19 protein-coding genes are annotated in these 19,357 nt (G+C 55.7%); 13 read left to right on the top strand and 6 right to left on the bottom strand.

Going from position 1 to position 19,357, the window contains the following annotated elements:
- Nucleotides 1–174 precede the first annotated feature (174 nt).
- Both ACOSDM_RS09480 and ACOSDM_RS09475 read left to right on the top strand, forming a co-directional pair.
- A complete protein-coding gene (locus tag ACOSDM_RS09480; RefSeq protein WP_420724267.1) occupies nt 175–846 on the top strand; it encodes a DUF2497 domain-containing protein in 672 nt (223 codons plus the stop codon).
- 138 nt (nt 847–984) lie between these two features.
- Nucleotides 985–3,633 carry a valine--tRNA ligase gene (locus ACOSDM_RS09475; protein ID WP_420724266.1) on the top strand — a complete coding sequence of 883 codons (2,649 nt, stop codon included), beginning with the start codon at nt 985–987 and terminating at the stop codon, nt 3,631–3,633.
- Between the two features lie 73 nt (nt 3,634–3,706).
- On the opposite strand, the gene ACOSDM_RS09470 is transcribed toward ACOSDM_RS09475, so the two are convergent.
- Complete coding sequence (locus ACOSDM_RS09470; RefSeq protein WP_420724265.1) at nt 3,707–4,393, bottom strand: hypothetical protein; 687 nt, start codon at nt 4,391–4,393, stop codon at nt 3,707–3,709.
- Between the two features lie 284 nt (nt 4,394–4,677).
- Here ACOSDM_RS09470 and ACOSDM_RS09465 point away from each other — a divergent pair, with 284 nt between their 5' ends.
- The 7 genes from ACOSDM_RS09465 (at nt 4,678) to ACOSDM_RS09435 (ending at nt 10,288) form a co-directional block, all read left to right on the top strand.
- On the top strand, nt 4,678–5,679 hold the full coding sequence (locus ACOSDM_RS09465; protein ID WP_420724264.1) for an NAD-dependent epimerase/dehydratase family protein: 1,002 nt from the start codon (nt 4,678–4,680) through the stop codon (nt 5,677–5,679).
- A 213-nt stretch (nt 5,680–5,892) separates the two neighbouring features.
- Nucleotides 5,893–6,705 (top strand): transporter substrate-binding domain-containing protein, encoded by an 813-nt coding sequence (locus ACOSDM_RS09460; protein WP_420724263.1) that lies wholly within the window; start codon nt 5,893–5,895, stop codon nt 6,703–6,705.
- Between the two features lie 84 nt (nt 6,706–6,789).
- Nucleotides 6,790–7,536, top strand: a complete 747-nt coding sequence (locus ACOSDM_RS09455; RefSeq protein ID WP_420724262.1) for an amino acid ABC transporter permease — start codon at nt 6,790–6,792, stop codon at nt 7,534–7,536.
- Nucleotides 7,533–8,402, top strand: coding sequence for an amino acid ABC transporter permease (locus ACOSDM_RS09450; protein ID WP_420724261.1), 870 nt, complete (start codon nt 7,533–7,535; stop codon nt 8,400–8,402). The genes ACOSDM_RS09455 and ACOSDM_RS09450 overlap by 4 nt, the downstream gene beginning before the upstream one ends.
- A gap of 35 nt (nt 8,403–8,437) precedes the next feature.
- Nucleotides 8,438–9,160 carry an amino acid ABC transporter ATP-binding protein gene (locus ACOSDM_RS09445; RefSeq protein ID WP_420724603.1) on the top strand — a complete coding sequence of 241 codons (723 nt, stop codon included), beginning with the start codon at nt 8,438–8,440 and terminating at the stop codon, nt 9,158–9,160.
- 69 nt (nt 9,161–9,229) lie between these two features.
- Entirely contained in the window at nt 9,230–9,754 is a 525-nt protein-coding gene (locus ACOSDM_RS09440) for a hypothetical protein (RefSeq protein ID WP_420724260.1), read from the top strand.
- 12 nt (nt 9,755–9,766) lie between these two features.
- Entirely contained in the window at nt 9,767–10,288 is a 522-nt protein-coding gene (locus ACOSDM_RS09435) for a hypothetical protein (RefSeq protein WP_420724259.1), read from the top strand.
- Between the two features lie 284 nt (nt 10,289–10,572).
- Here the strand turns inward: ACOSDM_RS09435 and ACOSDM_RS09430 are convergent, their stop codons facing one another.
- Both ACOSDM_RS09430 and ACOSDM_RS09425 read right to left on the bottom strand, forming a co-directional pair.
- Nucleotides 10,573–11,724, bottom strand: coding sequence for a CaiB/BaiF CoA transferase family protein (locus ACOSDM_RS09430; RefSeq protein ID WP_420724258.1), 1,152 nt, complete (start codon nt 11,722–11,724; stop codon nt 10,573–10,575).
- Nucleotides 11,721–13,808, bottom strand: a complete 2,088-nt coding sequence (locus ACOSDM_RS09425) for an ABC-F family ATP-binding cassette domain-containing protein (RefSeq protein WP_420724257.1) — start codon at nt 13,806–13,808, stop codon at nt 11,721–11,723. Before ACOSDM_RS09425 ends, ACOSDM_RS09430 begins: the two co-directional genes overlap by 4 nt.
- A 183-nt stretch (nt 13,809–13,991) precedes the next feature.
- On the opposite strand from ACOSDM_RS09425, the gene ndk reads away from it, so the two are divergent.
- Nucleotides 13,992–14,414 (top strand): nucleoside-diphosphate kinase, encoded by a 423-nt coding sequence (ndk, locus tag ACOSDM_RS09420; protein WP_420724256.1) that lies wholly within the window; start codon nt 13,992–13,994, stop codon nt 14,412–14,414.
- Nucleotides 14,415–14,503: 89 nt separating this feature from the next.
- On the opposite strand, the gene ACOSDM_RS09415 is transcribed toward ndk, so the two are convergent.
- The 3 genes from ACOSDM_RS09415 to purM all read right to left on the bottom strand — a co-directional run bounded on the left by ACOSDM_RS09415 (nt 14,504) and on the right by purM (nt 16,511).
- Nucleotides 14,504–14,638 (bottom strand): hypothetical protein, encoded by a 135-nt coding sequence (locus tag ACOSDM_RS09415; RefSeq protein WP_420724255.1) that lies wholly within the window; start codon nt 14,636–14,638, stop codon nt 14,504–14,506.
- Nucleotides 14,639–14,738: 100 nt separating this feature from the next.
- A complete protein-coding gene (purN, locus tag ACOSDM_RS09410; protein ID WP_420724254.1) occupies nt 14,739–15,404 on the bottom strand; it encodes a phosphoribosylglycinamide formyltransferase in 666 nt (221 codons plus the stop codon).
- A gap of 3 nt (nt 15,405–15,407) precedes the next feature.
- Nucleotides 15,408–16,511, bottom strand: a complete 1,104-nt coding sequence (purM, locus tag ACOSDM_RS09405; protein WP_420724253.1) for a phosphoribosylformylglycinamidine cyclo-ligase — start codon at nt 16,509–16,511, stop codon at nt 15,408–15,410.
- Between the two features lie 23 nt (nt 16,512–16,534).
- Here purM and ACOSDM_RS09400 point away from each other — a divergent pair, with 23 nt between their 5' ends.
- Genes ACOSDM_RS09400 through ACOSDM_RS09390 form a run of 3 tightly spaced genes read left to right on the top strand, consistent with a single transcriptional unit; the run spans nt 16,535 to nt 19,315 of the window.
- Entirely contained in the window at nt 16,535–17,815 is a 1,281-nt protein-coding gene (locus tag ACOSDM_RS09400; RefSeq protein ID WP_420724252.1) for a DUF2066 domain-containing protein, read from the top strand.
- Nucleotides 17,812–18,510: a DNA replication protein gene (locus ACOSDM_RS09395; RefSeq protein WP_420724251.1), complete on the top strand. Its 699-nt coding sequence runs from the start codon at nt 17,812–17,814 to the stop codon at nt 18,508–18,510. The genes ACOSDM_RS09400 and ACOSDM_RS09395 overlap by 4 nt, the downstream gene beginning before the upstream one ends.
- 25 nt (nt 18,511–18,535) lie before the next feature.
- On the top strand, nt 18,536–19,315 hold the full coding sequence (locus tag ACOSDM_RS09390) for an SDR family oxidoreductase (RefSeq protein ID WP_420724250.1): 780 nt from the start codon (nt 18,536–18,538) through the stop codon (nt 19,313–19,315).
- The last annotated feature ends 42 nt before the right edge of the window (nt 19,316–19,357 follow it).

Genomic DNA, 19,357 nt, shown 5'->3' with positions numbered 1-19,357 from the left:
CTGTTTCGCTTGATTGCGCTTTCCCCTATGCCATTGAAGACTTGCGGAATCTGTAGAGACTCAGGCAGTCTGTGACAAATCGCGTCCCTGTATTTTAAGGTGACGCGGCGGGAATCAGCCTATGCTGTCCCGAATGAGGGTCAGGGTAGGACATGTGGATATGGTGACGGAACTATGAGCGATAACCAAGAACCTTCGATGGAAGAGATTCTGGCATCCATTCGGAAGATTATTTCCGAGGATGGTGAGGATGAGCCCCCAAAGAAGGAAGAGCCCGCACCGGAGCCACAACCTGAGCCGGAGCCCGAACCAGAACCGGAGCCAGAGCCCGAACCCGAGCCGGAACCGGAGCCTGAGCCTGAGCCGGAACCTATGGAACTGGAAGAAGAGGTTGAGGAAGAACCCTTAGAGCTTGAGGATGAGGTCGAGGAGGAATTGCCCGACCTGGAACTCGTCGATATGGAAGACGACGAGGAAGAGGAATATGTGCCACCGCCGCCCCCTCCAGCACCACCTGAGCCCGAACCGGAAGAGGAAGAGGAGGAGGAATATGTGCCTCCGCCCCCACCACCGTCCAGGCCTGCGCCGCCGGTGATGAGTGACGATGACCGCATTCTCTCTGACGACGTGGAAGGGTATGGAATTTCACAATTTGCGTCCCTTGAGCGGAAAATTCGCATGGGACAAGCCGGTGAGACGCTGGAAGATGTGGTCAAAGGCCTGTTGAAGCCGATGCTGCGCGGTTGGCTGGATGAAAATCTGCCGGGCCTGGTCGAACGGCTGGTCCAGGAAGAAATCCAACGCATGTCCCATCGCGCCCGCAAACGCTGGGATGATGAGAACTAGTCCAAACATAAATCTTCCATGGAAAGGGCCCCGCTTTGGGGCCTTTTTCTTGGATGGTTGATGCGCATCCGGTTTGACCTGTGGGATGCAAGTCGTATAACCGACGCGGTTTGAAATCTTTGAGAATGAAGGTGTGGTATGCTGGAGAAGACCTATCAGCCGGAACAGGCAGAAGGGGCCCATTATCAGAAATGGGAACAGGGCGGATATTTTGAAGGCGGGCGTCGGCCCGACGCTGATCCGTTCACCATTGTCATTCCACCGCCCAATGTCACCGGCAGCCTGCATATGGGCCATGCCCTGAACAACACCATTCAGGATGTGCTGATCCGCTATCACCGCATGGCCGGGCGCGATGCCCTGTGGCAGCCGGGCATGGATCATGCCGGCATCGCCACACAAATGGTGGTCGAACGACAACTGGCAGCCAAGGGCAACCAGTCGCGCCGGGAATTGGGCCGTGAGGCTTTCATTCAGCGTGTTTGGGACTGGAAGGCGGAAAGCGGCGGCACCATCAAGGGGCAGTTGAAGCGCCTGGGCGCGTCTTGTGACTGGAGCCGTGAGCGCTTCACCATGGATGAGGGCCTCAGCAAGGCCGTGCTGAAGGTTTTTGTCGACCTGCACAAGGAAGGCCTGATCTATCGCGACAAGCGCTTGGTGAACTGGGACCCGGCGCTGGAAACCGCGATTTCCGACCTGGAAGTGCAGCAGGTCGAAACCAAGGGTAAGATGTGGTTCTTCCGCTATCCCGTTGAGGGGGAAGAGGGCGTCACCCTGACGGTCGGCACCACGCGGCCGGAAACCATGCTGGGCGATACCGGCATTGCGGTTCATCCCGATGACGAGCGCTATCAGCATCTGATCGGGAAATTCTGTATCCTGCCACTGGTTGGGCGCCGCATCCCGATTGTCGCGGACAGCTATGCCGATCCGGAACAGGGATCCGGGGCGGTGAAGATTACACCGGCTCATGATTTCAATGACTTTGAAGTTGGTCGTCGCGCCGGGCTTGAGGTCATCAATGTCATGACGCCTCAAGCCAAAATGAATGATGATGTGCCGGAACAATATCGCGGGATGGATCGGTTTGAGTGCCGCAAGCAGGTCATCGCCGATATCGATGCGCTGGGCCTGTTGGAAAAGATCGAAGAAATCGATCACATGGTTCCTTATGGCGATCGGGGCGGGGTACCGATTGAGCCTTATCTTACTGATCAATGGTATGTGGATGCCAAAACCCTGGCAAAGCCCGCCATCGAGTCGGTAGAGCAGGGCCGCACGAAATTCGTGCCGGAAAACTGGACCAAGACCTATTACGAATGGATGCGCAATATCCAGCCCTGGTGCGTGTCGCGCCAATTATGGTGGGGCCACCAGATCCCTGCCTGGTATGGGCCGGATGGTGAAATCTTCGTTGAACTGTCCGAAGAAGAGGCCCAGGCCGCAGCAGACGCCCATTATGGCAAGCCAACCGCACTGAAGCGCGACGAGGACGTGTTGGATACCTGGTTCTCCTCGGCACTGTGGACATTTTCCACCCTGGGATGGCCTGACAAGACGCCGGAACTGGACCGCTTTCACCCAACCGACGTGCTGGTGACCGGGTTTGATATCATCTTCTTCTGGGTTGCCCGGATGATGATGATGACGTTGCATTTCATGAAGACGGAGCCGTTCCACACGGTCTATGTCCATGCTCTGGTGCGCGATGAACATGGACAGAAGATGTCCAAGTCCAAGGGCAATGTCATCGACCCACTGCAGTTGATTGATGAATATGGCGCGGACTCGTTGCGCTTCACGCTGATCGCTCTGGCGGCGGCTGGTCGCGATATCAAGCTCAGCCCTGCACGGGTTGAGGGCTATCGCAACTTTATGACCAAGCTATGGAACGCAGCGCGGTTTTGCGAAATGAACCAATGTGTTCTGGATGAAAGCTATGATCCTGCTTTAGCCAAAGAAACCGTCAATCGCTGGATACTGGGCGAATTGGGACGGACTCGCGATGCGGTGACCACAGCGATTGAAACCTATCGCTTTAATGAGGCGGCGGGTGCTTTGTATCAATTCGTCTGGGGCACCTTCTGCGATTGGTATCTGGAATTCGCCAAGCCCTTGTTTGCGGGAGAGGATGCTGCAGCCCAGGCGGAGACCCGCGCGACGGCGGCTTTCGTGCTGGAGCGTATTTTGCGCCTGATGCATCCGATCTCTCCCTTCATTACCGCTGAATTGTGGGATCATGTGAAGGGGGAGGGCGCGGAGCCCCTGATCGAGGCCGCCTGGCCTGCAGCGCCGCCAGTTGATGCGGCGGTTGAGACGGAAATGGGCTGGGTCGTGCGCCTGATTACGGAAATCCGCTCCACACGGTCGGAAATGAATGTACCGCCAGGGACTAAAGTGCCGCTGGCTATTCAGGGCATGCGGGACGAGGCGAAAGCCTGGCTGGCAAAGCATGATAGCCTGATTGCCGGCCTGGCGCGCGTTGCTTCTTTCGAGCATGTCACCGACATCCCCGAAGGGGCCATTCAACTGGTCGTCGACGAGGCCACGATTGCCATTCCGTTGGCAGGTGTCATCGATCTGGACGCCGAACGCCAGCGACTGGAAAAAGCCATTGCCAAGGCAGACGGGGAGATCGCCAAGCTGACCGGGAAGTTGGGCAATGAGAAATTCGTCGCCAATGCTCCCGAAGCCGTGGTCGCAGAAAACCGTGCCCGCTTGGCCGACGAAGAGGCCCAGCGCGATAAACTGAAAGAGGCGCTGGAGCGGATCGCGGCGGCTGGATAGAGTTTGGAGTCGGTACCATAAAAACACTGAGAAGTTTGGCTTCTCAATGTTTTTATGTACCGAAGTCTCATCTTCAGGTAGATATCATGGGACCTTCCGCGTTATCATCAAAGGGCATTTTAATGCCCTGATGGTCTGCTACAACATTCTTCCAGGTTTTAAACCTACCTTCCAGAAGATGGTTTAAGTGCACGACATCAGAAGCGCTGCGCATCCAAAGGTTTTTCGTAGCATCAAAAATTACCACTTGTTCATTCCTGCGATCCGCTTTCATCAATAGATGTTCGGCTAGAGCATTAAATGCGCCGTAGTACCGGCGGTGGATTTCAACTTCTTTGGTGCTGTAAAGAACCAGGTGGTTAACCACGCCACCCTTTAGGAATGTGACATGGGGAAAAAATTGTATATGAAATGGCCCAATTGGAAGCTCAAAAGTCCCTATGTACTCAGATGGTAGAACTTTTGCTTCATGTTTTGCCAGAAATTCAAGAGTTCTATAAATGTACTGGCTTAGGTAAGGGCCGGAGTGCCATTTGGGTTTGCTGTGCAGGTAGGCATGCAATTCATTTACATCGCGTCCTTTGAGTAGCACTTGATTTAAATAGTGGCGCAACAGTGTGGTCGGCGGCTGTCCACCTTTTGAGTCACCGTCATAGACATAATGTCTATTGTACTCGCGGCGCATTCTATTTTTTTGGATTTTGTTCGATGCCGCTAGGTCGGCAAATGTGGTATCTAGGTGTCGGCGTACTAACAACATGGTGTGTATCTCCGTTTCTATAGAAACAGAGAAACGCTTGACGCGTTAACCGACTCTGAGGCATACAATATTCCCCATGAGGTTAATCTTGCCAAAAACGTTCTCCGTTTCGGTTTGGACCTCGTGGGGGAGGAGTCGTGGTTGGCACTCCCCCACAAAATCGCTCAACGAATCATCGTTTGTGATTCGTGCCACCCTGTCAATAGTGTATTGATGCCGCCGCTGTAATATATATGGTAGTATCTACTATATGCAGATATTCCTCAACCGTTGGATAAAATGCCATGGCTGGAACGCTGCTTGTAACTGGTGGTGGTGGCTTCGTCCTTAGCCATTTGGTGCGGCAATGGTTGGAGCGGGCGCCCGATACTCTGGCGATTGTTGTGGATAATGCGCCTTTGGATGCCGTGGCACGGCGCTGGTTCTGGGGATTGGAAAATCGCCTGACCTTTGTGCAGGGGTCGGTCAGTGACCCGGCGCTATGGGCGAAGCTGCCGCAAGACAAGATCACCCATATCGTTCATGCCGCAGCGGTGACATCAATCAATCGCTTGTTTGAGGGGGCTCCGGCGGGGGGCCTGCCTGCCCTGGAGACCAATATGATGGGGCCAGCCCGGGCACTGGCCTTTGCCGCAGGATGTCCGAAACTGGCGCGCATGGTTCATGTCTCCACCGGGTCGGTCTATGGCACGACGGGGCCGGAACCGGACGAGTCTCAACCGCTGCCCGAAGACGGGTATATTGATCCCGATGGTTTCTATGGCATCACCAAATACACTGGGGAGCAATTGGCCGGGCAATGGGCGCGGCAATTTGGTTTGCCAGTGGCGGCAATCCGCCTGTCCAGTGTCTATGGACCGATGGACCGTGAAACCGCGCATCGTGCGGTTAGCCTGCCCCCTGCGGTCCTGATGCGCCGGGCCCTGACCGGGGAACGGGTGCGGATTTCCAATAGGGGCGGGGCCGGGGATTACATCCATGCCGGAGATGTCGCACGGGCGATCCTGGCCCTGTTCGATGCGCCGCACCTGTCGCACAACGTCTATAATGTTGCCTATGGACAGCGATTGACCATGGCGCAGTTGGTGGATGCCGTGGCGGATATCGTGCCGGGGTTTGGTGCTGATGTGGTCCCGGAAGATCAAGCCGATATCATTGTAGATCCTATGAAGACCGGTGGGCGGTGGAATGCTTATGATATCGCCCGATTGACCGGGGATACGGGGTGGAAGCCAATGCCCCTATCTGAGGCTCTGTCGGACTATCGCGATTGGTTGCGGACCTAATGACAGGTCTGAGTGTGTCCTGAATGTGACACAAACTGTCATAATGGCGAGAATGGGTCGCCTTTTGACGTAAACCGGCGATCCCCTTACGGCGGATACATTATCCTGATTTGACAGAACGCACGGTGCCGTCTGTAATGTGATCACACAGATCAGGGCCCTTTTTATGGCTTTTCTGAGTGATCTTTTCGAGTTCTATGGAGGGAATATCAAATGATGAACAGGATGATTAAAGGCGTAATCGGCGCGGCCGCGCTGGGCGCCATGGCTTTCACGGCCTCATTGGCGCAAGCCGATGCTTTGGATGATATCAAGGCCGCTGGTGTTATTAAGGTCGGCGTGAAGGCTGACTATAAGCCTTATGGCTACTTGGATTCCTCGGGTGCGATCATTGGGCTTGAACCCGATCTGGCACAAGATGTTGCTGACCGCCTGGGCGTGAAAGTGGAATTCGTACCGGTCGTCAGTTCCAACCGCATGCAGTTCCTGGAACAGGGTAAAATTGATCTGATGATCGCCACCATGACCGATCGTCCTGATCGTCGTGAAGTCGTTCTGATCCCTGATCCGAACTATTATTCTTCCGGCACGAACGTTCTTGCGAACAAGAAATTCGGCCTGAAGACATGGGAAGACCTGCGTGGCAAACCTGTCTGCGGGATTCAGGGCGCCTTCTATAACAAGAAGACCGGCCAGGAATATGGTGCCGACATTATTGCCTTTAAGGGCACGGCGGAAGCCTATGCTGCCTTGCAGCAGGGCAATTGCGTCGCGTTTGTCTATGATGACTCCGCCATCGTTGCGAAAACCAATGAACCGGAATTCGCAGATTATGAAATGCCTCTGCCGACGATTGACGATGCCCCCTGGGGATTGGCCGTCCAAAAGGGAGAGACAGCGTTTGCGGATTTCATGAGCAAGACCATTATCGATTGGCACAAGACCGGGAAAATCCTGGAACTTGAAACCAAGTGGGGGGTTGCCAATACGCCCTTCGCGAAGGCCATGCACGATAAGTACAAGTAAGCGACTTGTGTGATGAAGGGCGGGATTTGCCAATGGCATCTTCCGCCCTTTTCGCATATATAGTCAGGCGTCGGAGGGGGATGCATGGATATAATTTACGAGTGGTTTCGTGAGCTTTATCAGACCACTGGAATAAATCTTCCTTTTATATACGACAGTTATGACCGGGGCCGTCTGATCGACGGTTTTCTGACGACGGTTGAATTGTCATTCATTTGTCTGTTTTTCTCAATCGTGATTGGGATTATCGGGGCGTGGTTGCAGGGATCCTCCTTCACCTGGACCCGTCGCATCGTGAATGGCTATATCCAGCTGTTCCGAAATACCCCCCCTTTGGTTCAGCTTTATTTCTTTTATTTCGCAATTGGGTCCATGCTGCCCCGTGTTGAAACCGACTGGGGTGGACAGGCCCCGATGCTGGGCAGTTTTGCCTGGGCCGTGATTTCTTTATCCTTTTTCGCCGGCGCTTTTAATGTCGAGATCTTTCGGTCGGGCATTGAAGCCGTGCCGAAGTCCACAGTAGAGGCGGCGGAATCATTGGGATTTTCGCGGTTCCAGATTTATCGCGATGTCACCCTGCCGCTTGCCATTCGTGTGGTTCTGCCATCGCTGAACAACAATCTGGTCAATCTGGTGAAGACGACGACTTTGGCCTATGCGATTGCCGTCCCGGAAATGCTCTATGAATCAGCCCAAATATGGTCGGATAATGTGAATGTACCGGAAATGATGATTTTTCTGCTGATCGCCTATTTTGTGTTGGTTGGAATATTGGTGTGGGGCATGAACCGTTGGGAACGCGCCCTTAAAATTCCAGGATTTGGCTCATGACCCAGCGCTCACGATCCCACGACGCGCCACCTAAGAAAACGGACATGGCGGTTATGTTGCCGGTAAAGCGGAAAGCGCATGATCCGTTCCGGCTGAAACTGACACCCTGGCATGGCGTGTTTCTGGCCCTGGTCTGCATTTTCACGACCTCATACGGCTATGCGACCACGGCACCTGAAGTTGATTCTATTCGCACGGTCATGCTGCGATGGATGCCGCTGTTGCTGGAAGGGTTCCTGTTCAACATATTGATTTCCATTCTGTCCATGGCGGTTGGCACAGCTGTTGGCACGATACTGGGCCTGGCCCAGATATCGTTGATGCCGCCTATCCGCCACAGTTCGTGGTTTGTGACCCAGTTTTTCCGGAATGCCCCCTGGCTGGTCTTGTTGTTTTTTGCCATGTACCTGCTGCCGTTTGAATTCACGATCGCGGGGGCCACGATTCCTTTCCCTGACTGGATCAAGGCGATTATCGGCCTGTCCCTGCCGGTAATGGCAAATGTTTCTGAAATTGTCCGGGGAGCGGTTCTATCCCTGCCCAGTGGTCAATGGGAAGCCGCGGAAAGCCTGGCCTATACCCGTCGCCAGACGCTCTGGCTGATCATTCTGCCACAATGTGTGAAGCGTATGCTGCCGCCCTGGATGAACCTGTATTCCATTTTGACCATGGCAACTGTGTTGGCCTCAATTGTCGGTGTGTCAGAAGTGATGACCCTGGCGGGTCGTGTGCTCGCGGCGGAAGATGGGCGAACGGATCTGCTTGCGCCTTTGTATTCCTTCGTCCTGTTTCTGTTTTTCGTATACTGCTATCCGATTGCGCGATGGACCGTGTATCTGGAAAGCAAATTTGCCGTGAAAGGCTAAGAGGTATTGTGATGAGCTGGTCTGACAAAGAGCCGATGATCTCTGTGCGTAACGTCCATAAATCCTTTGGTGATTTTGAGGTGTTGAAAGGCGTATCCTTCGATGTGATGAAGGGGGAGGTGATCTGCATCATCGGCCCGTCCGGGTCAGGGAAATCAACTTTGATCCGCTGTATCAATGCCCTCAACGACATCAATGAAGGGTCTATTCTGGTTGAAGGGCTGGAAGTGAATGATCCCAAGCTGAACAAATTGGAATTGCGCAAAAAGGTCGGCATGGTCTTTCAGCAATACAATCTGTTCCCCCACAAGACCGCCCTGGAAAATGTCATGATGGCCCCGATCCGGGTCCTAAAAGAAGACAAAAAGGAAGTTGAAACCCGCGCCCGCGCCTTGATCAAAAAGGTCCGTTTGGAAGGCAAAGAGAATGCCTATCCCGGTGAACTGTCCGGCGGTCAGCAACAGCGTGTCGCCATCGCCCGTTCGCTTGCGATGAAGCCGGATGTGATGTTGTTTGACGAGGTTACAGCCGCCCTGGACCCCGAAACAGTGGGCGAAGTGCTGGTCACAATCAAGGAACTGGCCGAAGAGGGCATGACGTGCATTCTGGTGACCCATGAAATGGGTTTTGCCCGGGAAGTGGCGGATCAGGTTTATTTCACCGATCAGGGCTTGATCGTTGAACATGGCCCACCGGCTACCTTCTTTGAAAATGCAAAAGATCCCCGGACACGGCAATTCCTGAGTCAAATTCTTTAGTCTTTACCCTATAATGAGTATCAGAGGGCGGGATTATTGTCGCTGAGACTTACTATCAGGAGATTTGATGTGAAGACTAAGACCTATGCCCTTTCAATGGCTGTCTTTTTGGGATTGAGCACTTGGATCGGCACTGCGCAGGCGCAGGATATGACCGTGGTGCTTGAAGATGCCGCCTGGGATGGAAACACCATTCCAGATGGCCAACAATGTGCAGAATATGGCGGCAATGGCTCCACCCCCCTGATGACGGTGCAGGGCATTCCCGAAGGAGCCAATGTGATTCTGGTTGAATTTAACGATGAAAGTTATGAGCCGCTGTCGACCGATGGGGGGCATGGCATTGTTGGCTTTGATATCGTTGTCGGCAAGGGAAGCGCCACATTGCTGTCCGTCCCCGGTGACACGACAACCCTGCCCAATGGCGTGTGGATTGAAGAGGAAAACCGGGATGATATCGGTGTTGTTGGATATCTGCCCCCCTGTTCCGGTGGCGAGGGTAATTTGTATTCCGCCAAGGTGTTTGCAGTAGACTATGATAGTGAAGGCTATAAAGTTCTGGCTGAAACCTATCTTCAATTGGGCCGCTATTAAGGGAGAGAGAGGATGCAAATTCCAAAGATTGTTGCGGTTGCAGCTGCGTTTGTCCTGTGTGCGGGGGCGGCTTTCGCGGATGATCTATCGGTGCGTTTCGCGGATTCCACCTGGACGGGAAGCAAGATCCCGGCTGGACAACACTGTGCGAAGGATGGTGGCAAGGGCGCCACGCCAGCCCTGATCGTGTCTGGTATCCCAGCGGAAGCCAATGCGATTATTGTCGAATTCAATGATCAGGATTTCAACAAGCTGTCCTATGACGGTGGTCACGGCAAGATTGGCTTTATGATCACCCCCGGGCAGGCGGAAGTGACCCTGCCCAGTGTTCCAGGCGGCACAGATGACATGCCCGAGGGTGTCTGGGTCGAAAAGAAGAACCGCGCCACGGGCAACTGGTACACCGAAGGCTATTTGCCCCCCTGTTCCGGCGGGCGGTCCCATATGTATACCGCTGACGTCTATGCGGTGGTCAAGAACGGCGATGACTATGACGAAATCGCAGATACCGACATTCGGCTAGGGCACTATTAACCGTCAATTGCGCATTCCCACCCTGTCGCCCTCCTGGACATGATCCGGGAGCCAGGGCGGCGGGCGTGATTGGTGCGTGCTGCCCTGGACACCCGCTTGCGCGGGTGTGACGGGACTATATGTCACGTTCTCATCCTGATGAGGCGCTGTAAAACCGGTGCTTACTGTGGGCTCGCCCTTCGAGACGCTACGCTCCTCAGGGTGAGGGTGCATTTATCTGACACATCGTCACCCCGGACGTGATCCGGGGTCCAGGGCGGCAGGCGCGATTGGTGCCGGGGGCGTCAGGACTGGCGGTTGGTCAGGAATTCTGTTTTCAGCGCGTCCGTATGTTGTCCGATCCCTGGCACAGCGCCGAACCGGTCGGCCTGGCCCGGCCAGGCTGCGGGTGGTGCGATCAGGTCCAGGTTGTTTCCATCGGGCAGGGGGACTGGGCGATGGCGCAATTGTGGGTGGGCGGCCAGGCCTGCCATGTCATTCAGCATGCCATAGGCAATAGCGGCCTGGGTCAGGCGTTGCGCAATGTCAACCGCCGGGGCGGCAGTGAAAACCGCGCCAATTTCAGCGTTCAAGGCGACTCGGTTGGCAACGCGGGCGTCATTCGCAGAAAACCGTTCATCCTGAGCCAGTTCAGGCTTTAGCAGGACCTGTGCGCATAGGCGCTGCCATTCGCGCTCATTTTGGATAGAGAACAGGATTGGGATGCCATCCCCGCATGGATAGGCCCCATAGGGCGCAATGGTCGGGTGATTCAATCCAACCCGGCCGGGGGTTATTCCCCCATAGACATGCTGAAGATAGGGGACCGTCATCCAATCGGCCATGCCGCCGAACAGGGAAACCTCAATCCTGCGTCCGACCCCTGTGCGTCCGCGCAGGATCAGGGCTTCCAGGATTGCCTGATAGGCATACATGCCACAGGCAATATCGCAGACCGATACGCCAACCCGACCGGGCGACTCAGGCGTACCCGTCACGGAACACAGGCCGGTTTCCGCCTGTACCAACAGGTCATATGCTTTCATGTCGCGATAGGGGCCGGTCTCGCCATAGCCGGAGATATCGACAGATATCAGTTCAGGGCGCTGCGCGCACAAGGTCTTGGACCCGATCCCCAACCGGTCGGTCGCGCCGGGGGCCAGATTCTGGATCACGATATCCGCCTGTGCGATCATGGCCTTCAAGAGGGCAAGGTCATCGTCATCCTTGAGATTCAGCGCAACGGATTCTTTGCCCCGGTTCAGCCAGACGAAATAGCTGCTGTGTCCCTTGGCCAAATGATCATAGTTGCGGGCGAAATCCCCTTCGGGGCGCTCTACCTTGATCACCCGCGCCCCGGCATCGGCCAGACGAGAGGTGCAGTATGGGGCGGCGACGGCCTGTTCAATAGCGACGACCAGAAGTCCGTCCAGGGCATTTGGGGTGGCGTGGGTCATGCCGCGTCAGACCGTGCTTTCGCCTGTTCCAGGGCGTCTTGTGCCTGCAGCCAGGCATCTTCCGTCTTGGCAATGGCGCGGTCCAGGTCTGATGCCATGCGTGTCAGATCCCCCAGTTTCGCGGCATTGCCATGATACAAAGCAGGGTCCGCCAATTTGATATCGATATCGGCGCGCGCCCGGGTCAGCTTTTCCATCTGCGCTTCCAGACCTTCCGCAGCCTTCTTCAGGGGGGCCAATTTTGCGCGGGCATCTGCCTTGCTGCGGCGGTCTGCCTTGCGTTCCTCCATCATCGCGACGCCCTGTGTTTGCTTCGTTGGCGGGGGCTGCTTAACGGGGGGCAGCGGCTTTGGCGCGTCCTGCTGAATCGGTACAGCATTCTCGTCCAGATCATTTCCAGGCGGATCAACAGGGATGGGATCAGGGCTCTTCTTGGCAGCCTTGGCGGGCTTCTTGCTGTCTTCACGCCGCTGGTCCAGCAGGAACTTACGGTAATCGCTGACATCCCCATCAAAGGGAGTGACAGTGCCTGCATCCACCAGCAACAGCCGGTCCGCAGTCGCTTCGATCAGGTGCATATCGTGGCTGACCACGATGACCGCCCCTTCGTAATCGGCCAAGGCCTGAATCAGGGCCTGTCTGGAATCAATGTCCAAATGGTTGGTCGGCTCATCCAGCAACAGCAATTGCGGGCGGCGACGACAAATCACCGCCAGGGCCACACGGGCCTTTTCGCCACCGGATAATTTGCCGATCTTGGTATCTGCCTTGGTCTTGGTAAAGCCGAAGCGGCCAAGATGAGTGCGCAGCTTTAAATCCGTGACCATGGGTTCCAGGGCCTGCAATTCCTCGACCGGCGTATGGTCTGAATTCAGCTCTTCCATCTGGTTCTGGGCGAAATAGCCAACTTCCAGCTTTGAGGATCGCCGCAAACTGCCTGATGCAACCTTCAATCTGTCTGACAACAAGCGCAACAAGGTGGTTTTCCCGTTGCCATTCGCCCCCAACAGGCCAATGCGGTCATCCATATCAATGCGCAGGTTTAATTTGCGCAGGATCGGTTTTTCCGGTGTATAGCCCGCCGTGACATCTTCCAGCGTGATCATCGGTGGGGGCAGGATATCAGGCTTGGGCAGCACGAATTGGATACTGGGATCGTCGGTGACGCTGGCAATAGGCTCCATCCGCTCCAGCATTTTAAGCCGCGATTGGGCCTGGCGGGCTTTTGAAGCTTTATAGCGAAAGCGATCCACGAAAGACTGGATGTGGCGGCGCTGCTCCTGCTGTTTGGCAAACAGGGCCGATTGGTGCGCCTGTTGTTCCGCGCGGGTGCGCTCAAACCGATCATAGCCGCCGCTATACAGCGTCAGCTTGCCATTGTTCAGATGCAGGATCGCGGTCGGAATGCGGTTCAGGAAGGCACGGTCATGGCTGACGATGACCAGGGTGCGCGGATAGCGGGACAGATAGCTTTCCAGCCAAAGCGACGCTTCCAGATCCAAATGGTTGGTCGGCTCATCCAACAGCAGGATATCGGGTTCGCGAAACAGCGCGGATGCCAGGGCGATGCGCATCCGCCAGCCGCCGGAGAATGTGTCCAGCGTGCGGTTCTGCATATCCTCGTCAAAGCCAAGGCCTGCCAGAATGCGGGCCGCGCGGGCTTCTGCGCGGTGGCCATCCAGGTCAATCAGGCGCGCATGGATTTCGCCAATGTCCGGGTGGTCCGGTTCGTTTTCCGCCGCATGCATCAATTCCGCCAGTTCGACATGGGACGCGATGACGGTTTGCAGGGGGGTCTTGCTGCCGTCCGGTTCTTCCTGGGCAACGGTGCCGATACTGTCCCGGTTGCCAGTTTCGATGGATCCACCATCGACTGGAATATCGCCGGTGATCAGGCGTAACAGGGTTGTCTTGCCGGTTCCATTCGCTCCGACAAGGCCAATACGGTGTCCATCGGGTACCGTCGCAGAGGCCCCGTCCAGCAAGGTTCGACCGCCAACGCGGTAGGTAAGGTCTTCGATCTTCAACATAGCGACAGTCGCATAGCATGGTCCGAACAAATAGGAAATCACAGCATCGCGCATTTCCGCCTGCTAGAAGAAAAAACGCGAGGCTTGAAGGGCCATGGCATGCCGTCTATAAGGCGCGCGCAGTGCAACATGAGCCCCACAGTGAAAGGCGGACGGTCGCACAGCAGAGATTTATCGAGTTTCAAACACACAGGGAACCGCCTGACGCGGTTTCCAAGAGAGGGGCAAAGAGACACCATGGCTCTGGAACAAACATTTTCGATTATCAAACCGGATGCGACCCGTCGCAATTTGACCGGCAAAATCAATGCGATGCTGGAAGATGCAGGTCTGCGGATCGTGGCACAGAAACGCATTCACATGACAACCCAACAGGCAGAACAGTTCTATGGCGTTCACAAGGAACGCGCGTTCTTCCCGGATCTGGTTAAGTTCATGACCTCTGGCCCGGTTGTGGTGCAGGTTCTGGAAGGCGAAAATGCCGTCCTGAAGAATCGCGAAGTAATGGGTGCCACCAACCCGGCCAACGCCGACGAAGGCACCATTCGCAAGCTGTATGGCGAATCTGTCGAAGCGAATTCTGCGCATGGTTCCGATTCACCGGAAAATGCCGCGATTGAAATCGCGTATTTCTTTGCAGGCACAGAAATCGTCGGCTAATCGCCGGGTTTCCTGAAAGATCAGCCTGACAAAAGTAAAAAAAGGGTGCCTTGCGGGGCACCCTTTTTCTTTGACTGTTTGGTGTGGAATTAGCTGGTCAGCGTCAGCGCCATAAGGGCAAGAATGACAATTGCCGCGCCCCCAACAATGACGATCAGCTTTTTCATGCCGTCCCAGGTGCCCAGGTTTTCGCGCGGTGCCTTCACAAAATCCAAGTCTTCCATTTTAAAGCCCTTTCCCCGAACCCGCATGTCCTGCGGTTCCTAAAGTGTTTCCTGATACCAGTGTACTCATCTTAAGACCATTCTCAAGTAGACACTGCCGTCATTTTTCCAAGGCGTCCCAGGTCAATCGCAGGGGACCAGGTTGGCCATCAATTATGGCTTTCGCGCCATCTACCTGAACCCGGCCGCTGGTCACCAAAGCCAGGGCCTGCGGATAGATCAGATGTTCGCGCGTTAAAACACGCTGTTGCAATGTCTCTTCAGTATCATCCGGCAGGATCGGGACTTCCGCTTGAAGAATCAGGGGGCCGTCATCCAATTCTACCCGCACCAGATGCACCGTGCAGCCATGTTTACTGTGACCAGCCTGTAGGGCACGACTGTGTGTGTGCAGACCCTTGAAATCGGGCAACAGGGACGGGTGCACATTCAACATGCGGTCGCGCCAGTATTCGACAAAATCTGCGGTCAGAATGCGCAGGAACCCGGCCAGACACACATAATCACTGTGATACTCCTGCAATACCGCCTGGATGGCGGCCTCGAAAGCGGGGCGGTCTGGATAATCGCGATGGTTTACGACAGCGCCAGGAATTCCGGCTTTCGCGGCGCGTTGCAGGCAATAGGCACCAGGATTGTTGCTCAAGACAAGACAGATCTCTGTTGGGAAATCAGTGTCTTGTGCCGCATCAATCAACGCTTGCAGATTCGTACCACCACCAGAGGCCAATACGGCCGTGCGCGGTCGGCGTGTCTTCTGAACCATCGCCTAGCGGGTTTCCACTTGCACAGAACGCCCAATTTCAGCCAGCGTTCCAACCGATCCGATGCGATAGGCGGCTTCGCCATTGTCCTGAAGCACTTGCAGGATGGTATCGGCCTGTTCCGGTGCAACGGACAGGACCATGCCTATACCACAGTTGAAGGTCCGGTACATTTCACTGGGGTGAATGCCGCCCGCGTCAGCAATCCAATCAAAGACTGTGGGGCGAACCCAGCAATTGGGATCAATCCGAACCGCCAGGGATTTAGGTACGATGCGGGGCAGGTTTTCATAGAAACCGCCACCTGTAATGTGGCAGATACCATGAACGCCCCCGGCCTTGATCGCAGCCAGCGCGGCTGTTGTGTAAATACGGGTCGGGTTCAACAGCGCTTCGCCCACAGTCTGGTTTACCGACCACGGGGAGGGGGCATCAAAGCCCAGACCTTCCAAGGTCAGGACCTTGCGTACCAGACTGAACCCATTGGAATGCACACCGCTGGAGGCCAGGCCGATCAGCACATCGCCTTCAGCAACATTTTCACCGGTCAGAACGTCTGCGCGCTCAACCGCGCCAACGGCGAACCCGGCCAGGTCATAGTCGCCTTCGCCATACATACCAGGCATTTCGGCTGTTTCGCCGCCAATCAGGGCGCATCCGGCCTGTCTGCAACCTTCTGCAATGCCCTGGATAACCTGTTCTGCGACATCGACGGATAAGCGACCGCAGGCAAAGTAATCCAGAAAGAAAAGCGGCTCTGCCCCTTGAACAACCAAATCGTTTACACACATGGCAACAAGGTCAATGCCAACTGTATGATGGATACCGGAATCGATGGCGATCTTCAGTTTGGTACCAACACCATCGGTACCGGAAACCAGCAGTGGATCAGTATATCCGGCTGCTTTCAGGTCGAACAAGGCACCGAATCCACCGATGCCAGCATCGGATCCAATCCGGGCGGTTGATTTGGCTAAGGGTTTGATACGGTCGACCAGAGAGTTCCCTGCATCAATACTGACCCCTGCATCCGCATAGGTCAGACCGTTTTTTTTGCTGTCCTGGGCTATGGCGCCCTCCTGTCTCGGCGGGTATAACGGGCGGGACATTATCCGAAAGGGAGCCTTTTGCAATGGCCGAACGGCCCACACCCCTCAAATCCTGTCGCGCGCACCGCGTGATTGGACCCTATTTCGCTGTTATCTTAGCCTTTTTTAGCATTACAGGCCAAGGTTTCGCACAAGAACTTTACGCCATTACCAATGTCAAGGTGGACGAACGCGCTGCCAGTGAAGTCGAGGCCAAGCGAATCGGTGTCGCGCAGGCGAAGCGCGCAGCGTTCGAGACCCTGATGGAGCGGCTGACTTTGGATGGAGCGGCGGCGCAGGGAACGGCCCCGGATGCGGCGACCCCCGCACCGGAAACCCCCGCACCGGAAGCCGGTGTGCCCGTGTCCCCGTCCGGGGTTGCGATTGCGCCTTCCGACCCATCTGGTGCGGCCCGACCTTTGACAGTGCCTGATGATGAACGATTGGAATATCTGATCCGTGATATTGCCTATCAGGATGAAAAGTTTGGGGGGGGCCGATATCTGGCGAACCTAACCATCCGCTTCCACGCCGATGCGATTAATCAGTTTCTTCAGCGCAGCGGCGTTGCTTATCTTGGATCCAGCAGTCCGCTTGCCGTGATCCTGCCCGTCTATAAGTCCGCGTCAGGGGATTTGTTGTGGAGCGATGCCAACCCCTGGCTGGATGGCTGGTGGCAATTGGACGGGGCTGGCACTGTGGTGCCTTATACTGTGCCATTAGGGGATTTGTCGGATATCAGCGCCATTGATGTGGACCGGGCGATGAAGGTTGATGCGGCGTCTATTAATGCCATTGCTGCCCGTTACAGCGCTGGGGCGGTCATAATCCCCGTCGCAACCCAGACGGATGACGGTTCAATCCTGGTGGAGATTTCCAGTTTTGGGCCCGGATGGCCTGGTGCGCCGGAACTGTTGCGTCTGAACCCAGAGGCGCTGCTTGCGCGGGCAACCGAACGTGCTGGGGAAAATGCGGACCCGTCGACCGATATGGCCCAGTTTGCAGCGGCAGCTTCTTTGACACTGGACGCTCTGGAAGATCGTTGGAAAACCGCAAATATCCTGCGATTTGATCAGGAATCCACCAGCCTGACGACCCGAATACTCGTCAGTGGTTTGCAGGATTGGTTGGGTGTACAGAAGGCCTTAAACAGCGTTGCCCCTATCAAAGCATGGCGTCTGGCGGTGCTGGCAACGGATCATGCCATTGTCGATATAGATTATATCGGGGATCAGGCACGGCTGGATCAGGCCTTGCGGCGCGTATCCTTGGGCCTGTCGGAGGATTCAGAGACGCCAGGCTCCTGGATTTTGACGCGACGATGAGGCAACGACCGTCTCAATTACCATTGGATCTTTCGTTTCGTCCGGCCAATGGGCGGGATGACTTTGTTGTCGGGTCCTGCAATCAGGTCGCGGTGGATTGGCTGGACCGCTATCCCGCTTGGCCCGGACCGGTAACAGTCCTATGCGGTCCGACTGGAAGCGGTAAATCCCATCTTCTGGCGGTCTGGGGCCACGCGGCGGGGGCGCTTATCGTGCAGGGGCCTGACTTACAGGTGGCAACGCTGAATGATGTCATAGGACACGCCCAGGCCATCGCCGTTGATGCGGCGGATTTGGTCAAGGAACCCGATTGCCTGTTTCACCTGGTCAATATGGTTCGAGATCGCAATGGGCATCTGTTGGTCGCTGTTCAGGACCCGCCCGCCCGATGGACCTTTGGCACGGCGGATATGCGATCCCGTCTGGCTGCCGCCCCTTTACTGGAATTGGGGCCACCGGACGATATGGTCTTGCAATCGGTGCTGTTGAAGCAGTTCGATGATCGACAGCTGTTGCCGGATGCCGATGTTCTGCGTTTCTTGACAGATCGCATGCCAAGGACCTTTGATGCAGCCAGGGCCATTGCAACACGTATGGATCAGCTAAGCCTTGCAGAGCGCAAGAGGCCGACTAAGCCATTGGCGCGCAAGGTTTTAATTGACTTGGGATATCTAGAGACCACCCCAGAAGAATAGTGGGTAACCAGAGGGAGAATTCAGGATGGATTTGGGACTAAAAGGCCGAAAAGCGATTGTATGCGCCTCTTCCAAAGGATTGGGGCGCGCCTGTGCCTTGGCCTTGGCGAAAGAGGGCGTGGATCTGGTCATCAATGGTCGGAATGCCGATGCCCTGAATGCGACTGCTGAGGAAATTCGCGCCGCGACCGGAGTCACTGTCACGCCTGTTGCCGTCGATGTCACCACCGATGATGGCCGCGCGGCCCTTTTGGCGGCCTGTCCTGAGCCTGATATTCTGATTAACAATGCCGGGGGGCCACCTCCTGGAGATTTTCGGGACTGGGATCGGGATGACTGGATCAAGGCCGTCGATGGCAACATGCTGACCGGCATTTTCCTGATAAAGGCCACGGTGGATGGCATGATGGAACGGAAATTCGGCCGTATCGTGAATATCACCTCTTCTGCGGTGAAGGCGCCAATTGCCATTCTGGGCCTGTCCAATGGTGCACGGGCTGGTTTGACCGGATTTGTTGCCGGGATTGCGCGCGAAACCGTGCGCCATAATGTGACGATCAATGGATTGCTGCCAGGCCCATTCAATACGGATCGTTTGAAGGGCACAGCCAGTGCCCGGGCCCAGCGGGAGGGTGTTTCCGTTGAAGAAGCCGTGCGCCGCATCGGGGAAGCCAATCCGGCTGGGCGGGTCGGGGAACCCGACGAATTCGGCCAGGCCTGTGCCTTCCTGTGCAGCGCCGGGGCTGGCTTTATCACCGGTCAGAACCTGCTGTTGGATGGCGGGAATTTCCCCGGTGTGCTGTAGCGCATTACAGCGCCGTATTGTTAAACTTTTGTTACAAAGCAA

The sequence above is a fragment of the Hwanghaeella sp. LZ110 genome, from assembly GCF_048892525.1.
GTDB lineage: Bacteria > Pseudomonadota > Alphaproteobacteria > UBA8366 > Aestuariispiraceae > Pacificispira.
Note: the sequence above shows the minus strand (reverse complement) of the source record. Positions and strands in the feature narration are given on the sequence as shown.

Bases quoted from the DNA above. Each gene is read 5' to 3' on its own strand.
- ACOSDM_RS09480 (WP_420724267.1), top strand. From the start codon at position 175: ATGAGCGATAACCAAGAACCTTCGATGGAAGAGATTCTGGCATCCATT.
- ACOSDM_RS09475 (WP_420724266.1), top strand. From the start codon at position 985: ATGCTGGAGAAGACCTATCAGCCGGAACAGGCAGAAGGGGCCCATTAT.
- ACOSDM_RS09470 (WP_420724265.1), bottom strand. From the start codon at position 4,393: ATGTTGTTAGTACGCCGACACCTAGATACCACATTTGCCGACCTAGCG.
- ACOSDM_RS09465 (WP_420724264.1), top strand. From the start codon at position 4,678: ATGGCTGGAACGCTGCTTGTAACTGGTGGTGGTGGCTTCGTCCTTAGC.
- ACOSDM_RS09460 (WP_420724263.1), top strand. From the start codon at position 5,893: ATGATGAACAGGATGATTAAAGGCGTAATCGGCGCGGCCGCGCTGGGC.
- ACOSDM_RS09455 (WP_420724262.1), top strand. From the start codon at position 6,790: ATGGATATAATTTACGAGTGGTTTCGTGAGCTTTATCAGACCACTGGA.
- ACOSDM_RS09450 (WP_420724261.1), top strand. From the start codon at position 7,533: ATGACCCAGCGCTCACGATCCCACGACGCGCCACCTAAGAAAACGGAC.
- ACOSDM_RS09445 (WP_420724603.1), top strand. From the start codon at position 8,438: ATGATCTCTGTGCGTAACGTCCATAAATCCTTTGGTGATTTTGAGGTG.
- ACOSDM_RS09435 (WP_420724259.1), top strand. From the start codon at position 9,767: ATGCAAATTCCAAAGATTGTTGCGGTTGCAGCTGCGTTTGTCCTGTGT.
- ACOSDM_RS09430 (WP_420724258.1), bottom strand. From the start codon at position 11,724: ATGACCCACGCCACCCCAAATGCCCTGGACGGACTTCTGGTCGTCGCT.
- ACOSDM_RS09425 (WP_420724257.1), bottom strand. From the start codon at position 13,808: ATGCGCGATGCTGTGATTTCCTATTTGTTCGGACCATGCTATGCGACT.
- ndk (WP_420724256.1), top strand. From the start codon at position 13,992: ATGGCTCTGGAACAAACATTTTCGATTATCAAACCGGATGCGACCCGT.
- ACOSDM_RS09415 (WP_420724255.1), bottom strand. From the start codon at position 14,638: ATGGAAGACTTGGATTTTGTGAAGGCACCGCGCGAAAACCTGGGCACC.
- purN (WP_420724254.1), bottom strand. From the start codon at position 15,404: ATGGTTCAGAAGACACGCCGACCGCGCACGGCCGTATTGGCCTCTGGT.
- purM (WP_420724253.1), bottom strand. From the start codon at position 16,511: ATGTCCCGCCCGTTATACCCGCCGAGACAGGAGGGCGCCATAGCCCAG.
- ACOSDM_RS09400 (WP_420724252.1), top strand. From the start codon at position 16,535: ATGGCCGAACGGCCCACACCCCTCAAATCCTGTCGCGCGCACCGCGTG.
- ACOSDM_RS09395 (WP_420724251.1), top strand. From the start codon at position 17,812: ATGAGGCAACGACCGTCTCAATTACCATTGGATCTTTCGTTTCGTCCG.
- ACOSDM_RS09390 (WP_420724250.1), top strand. From the start codon at position 18,536: ATGGATTTGGGACTAAAAGGCCGAAAAGCGATTGTATGCGCCTCTTCC.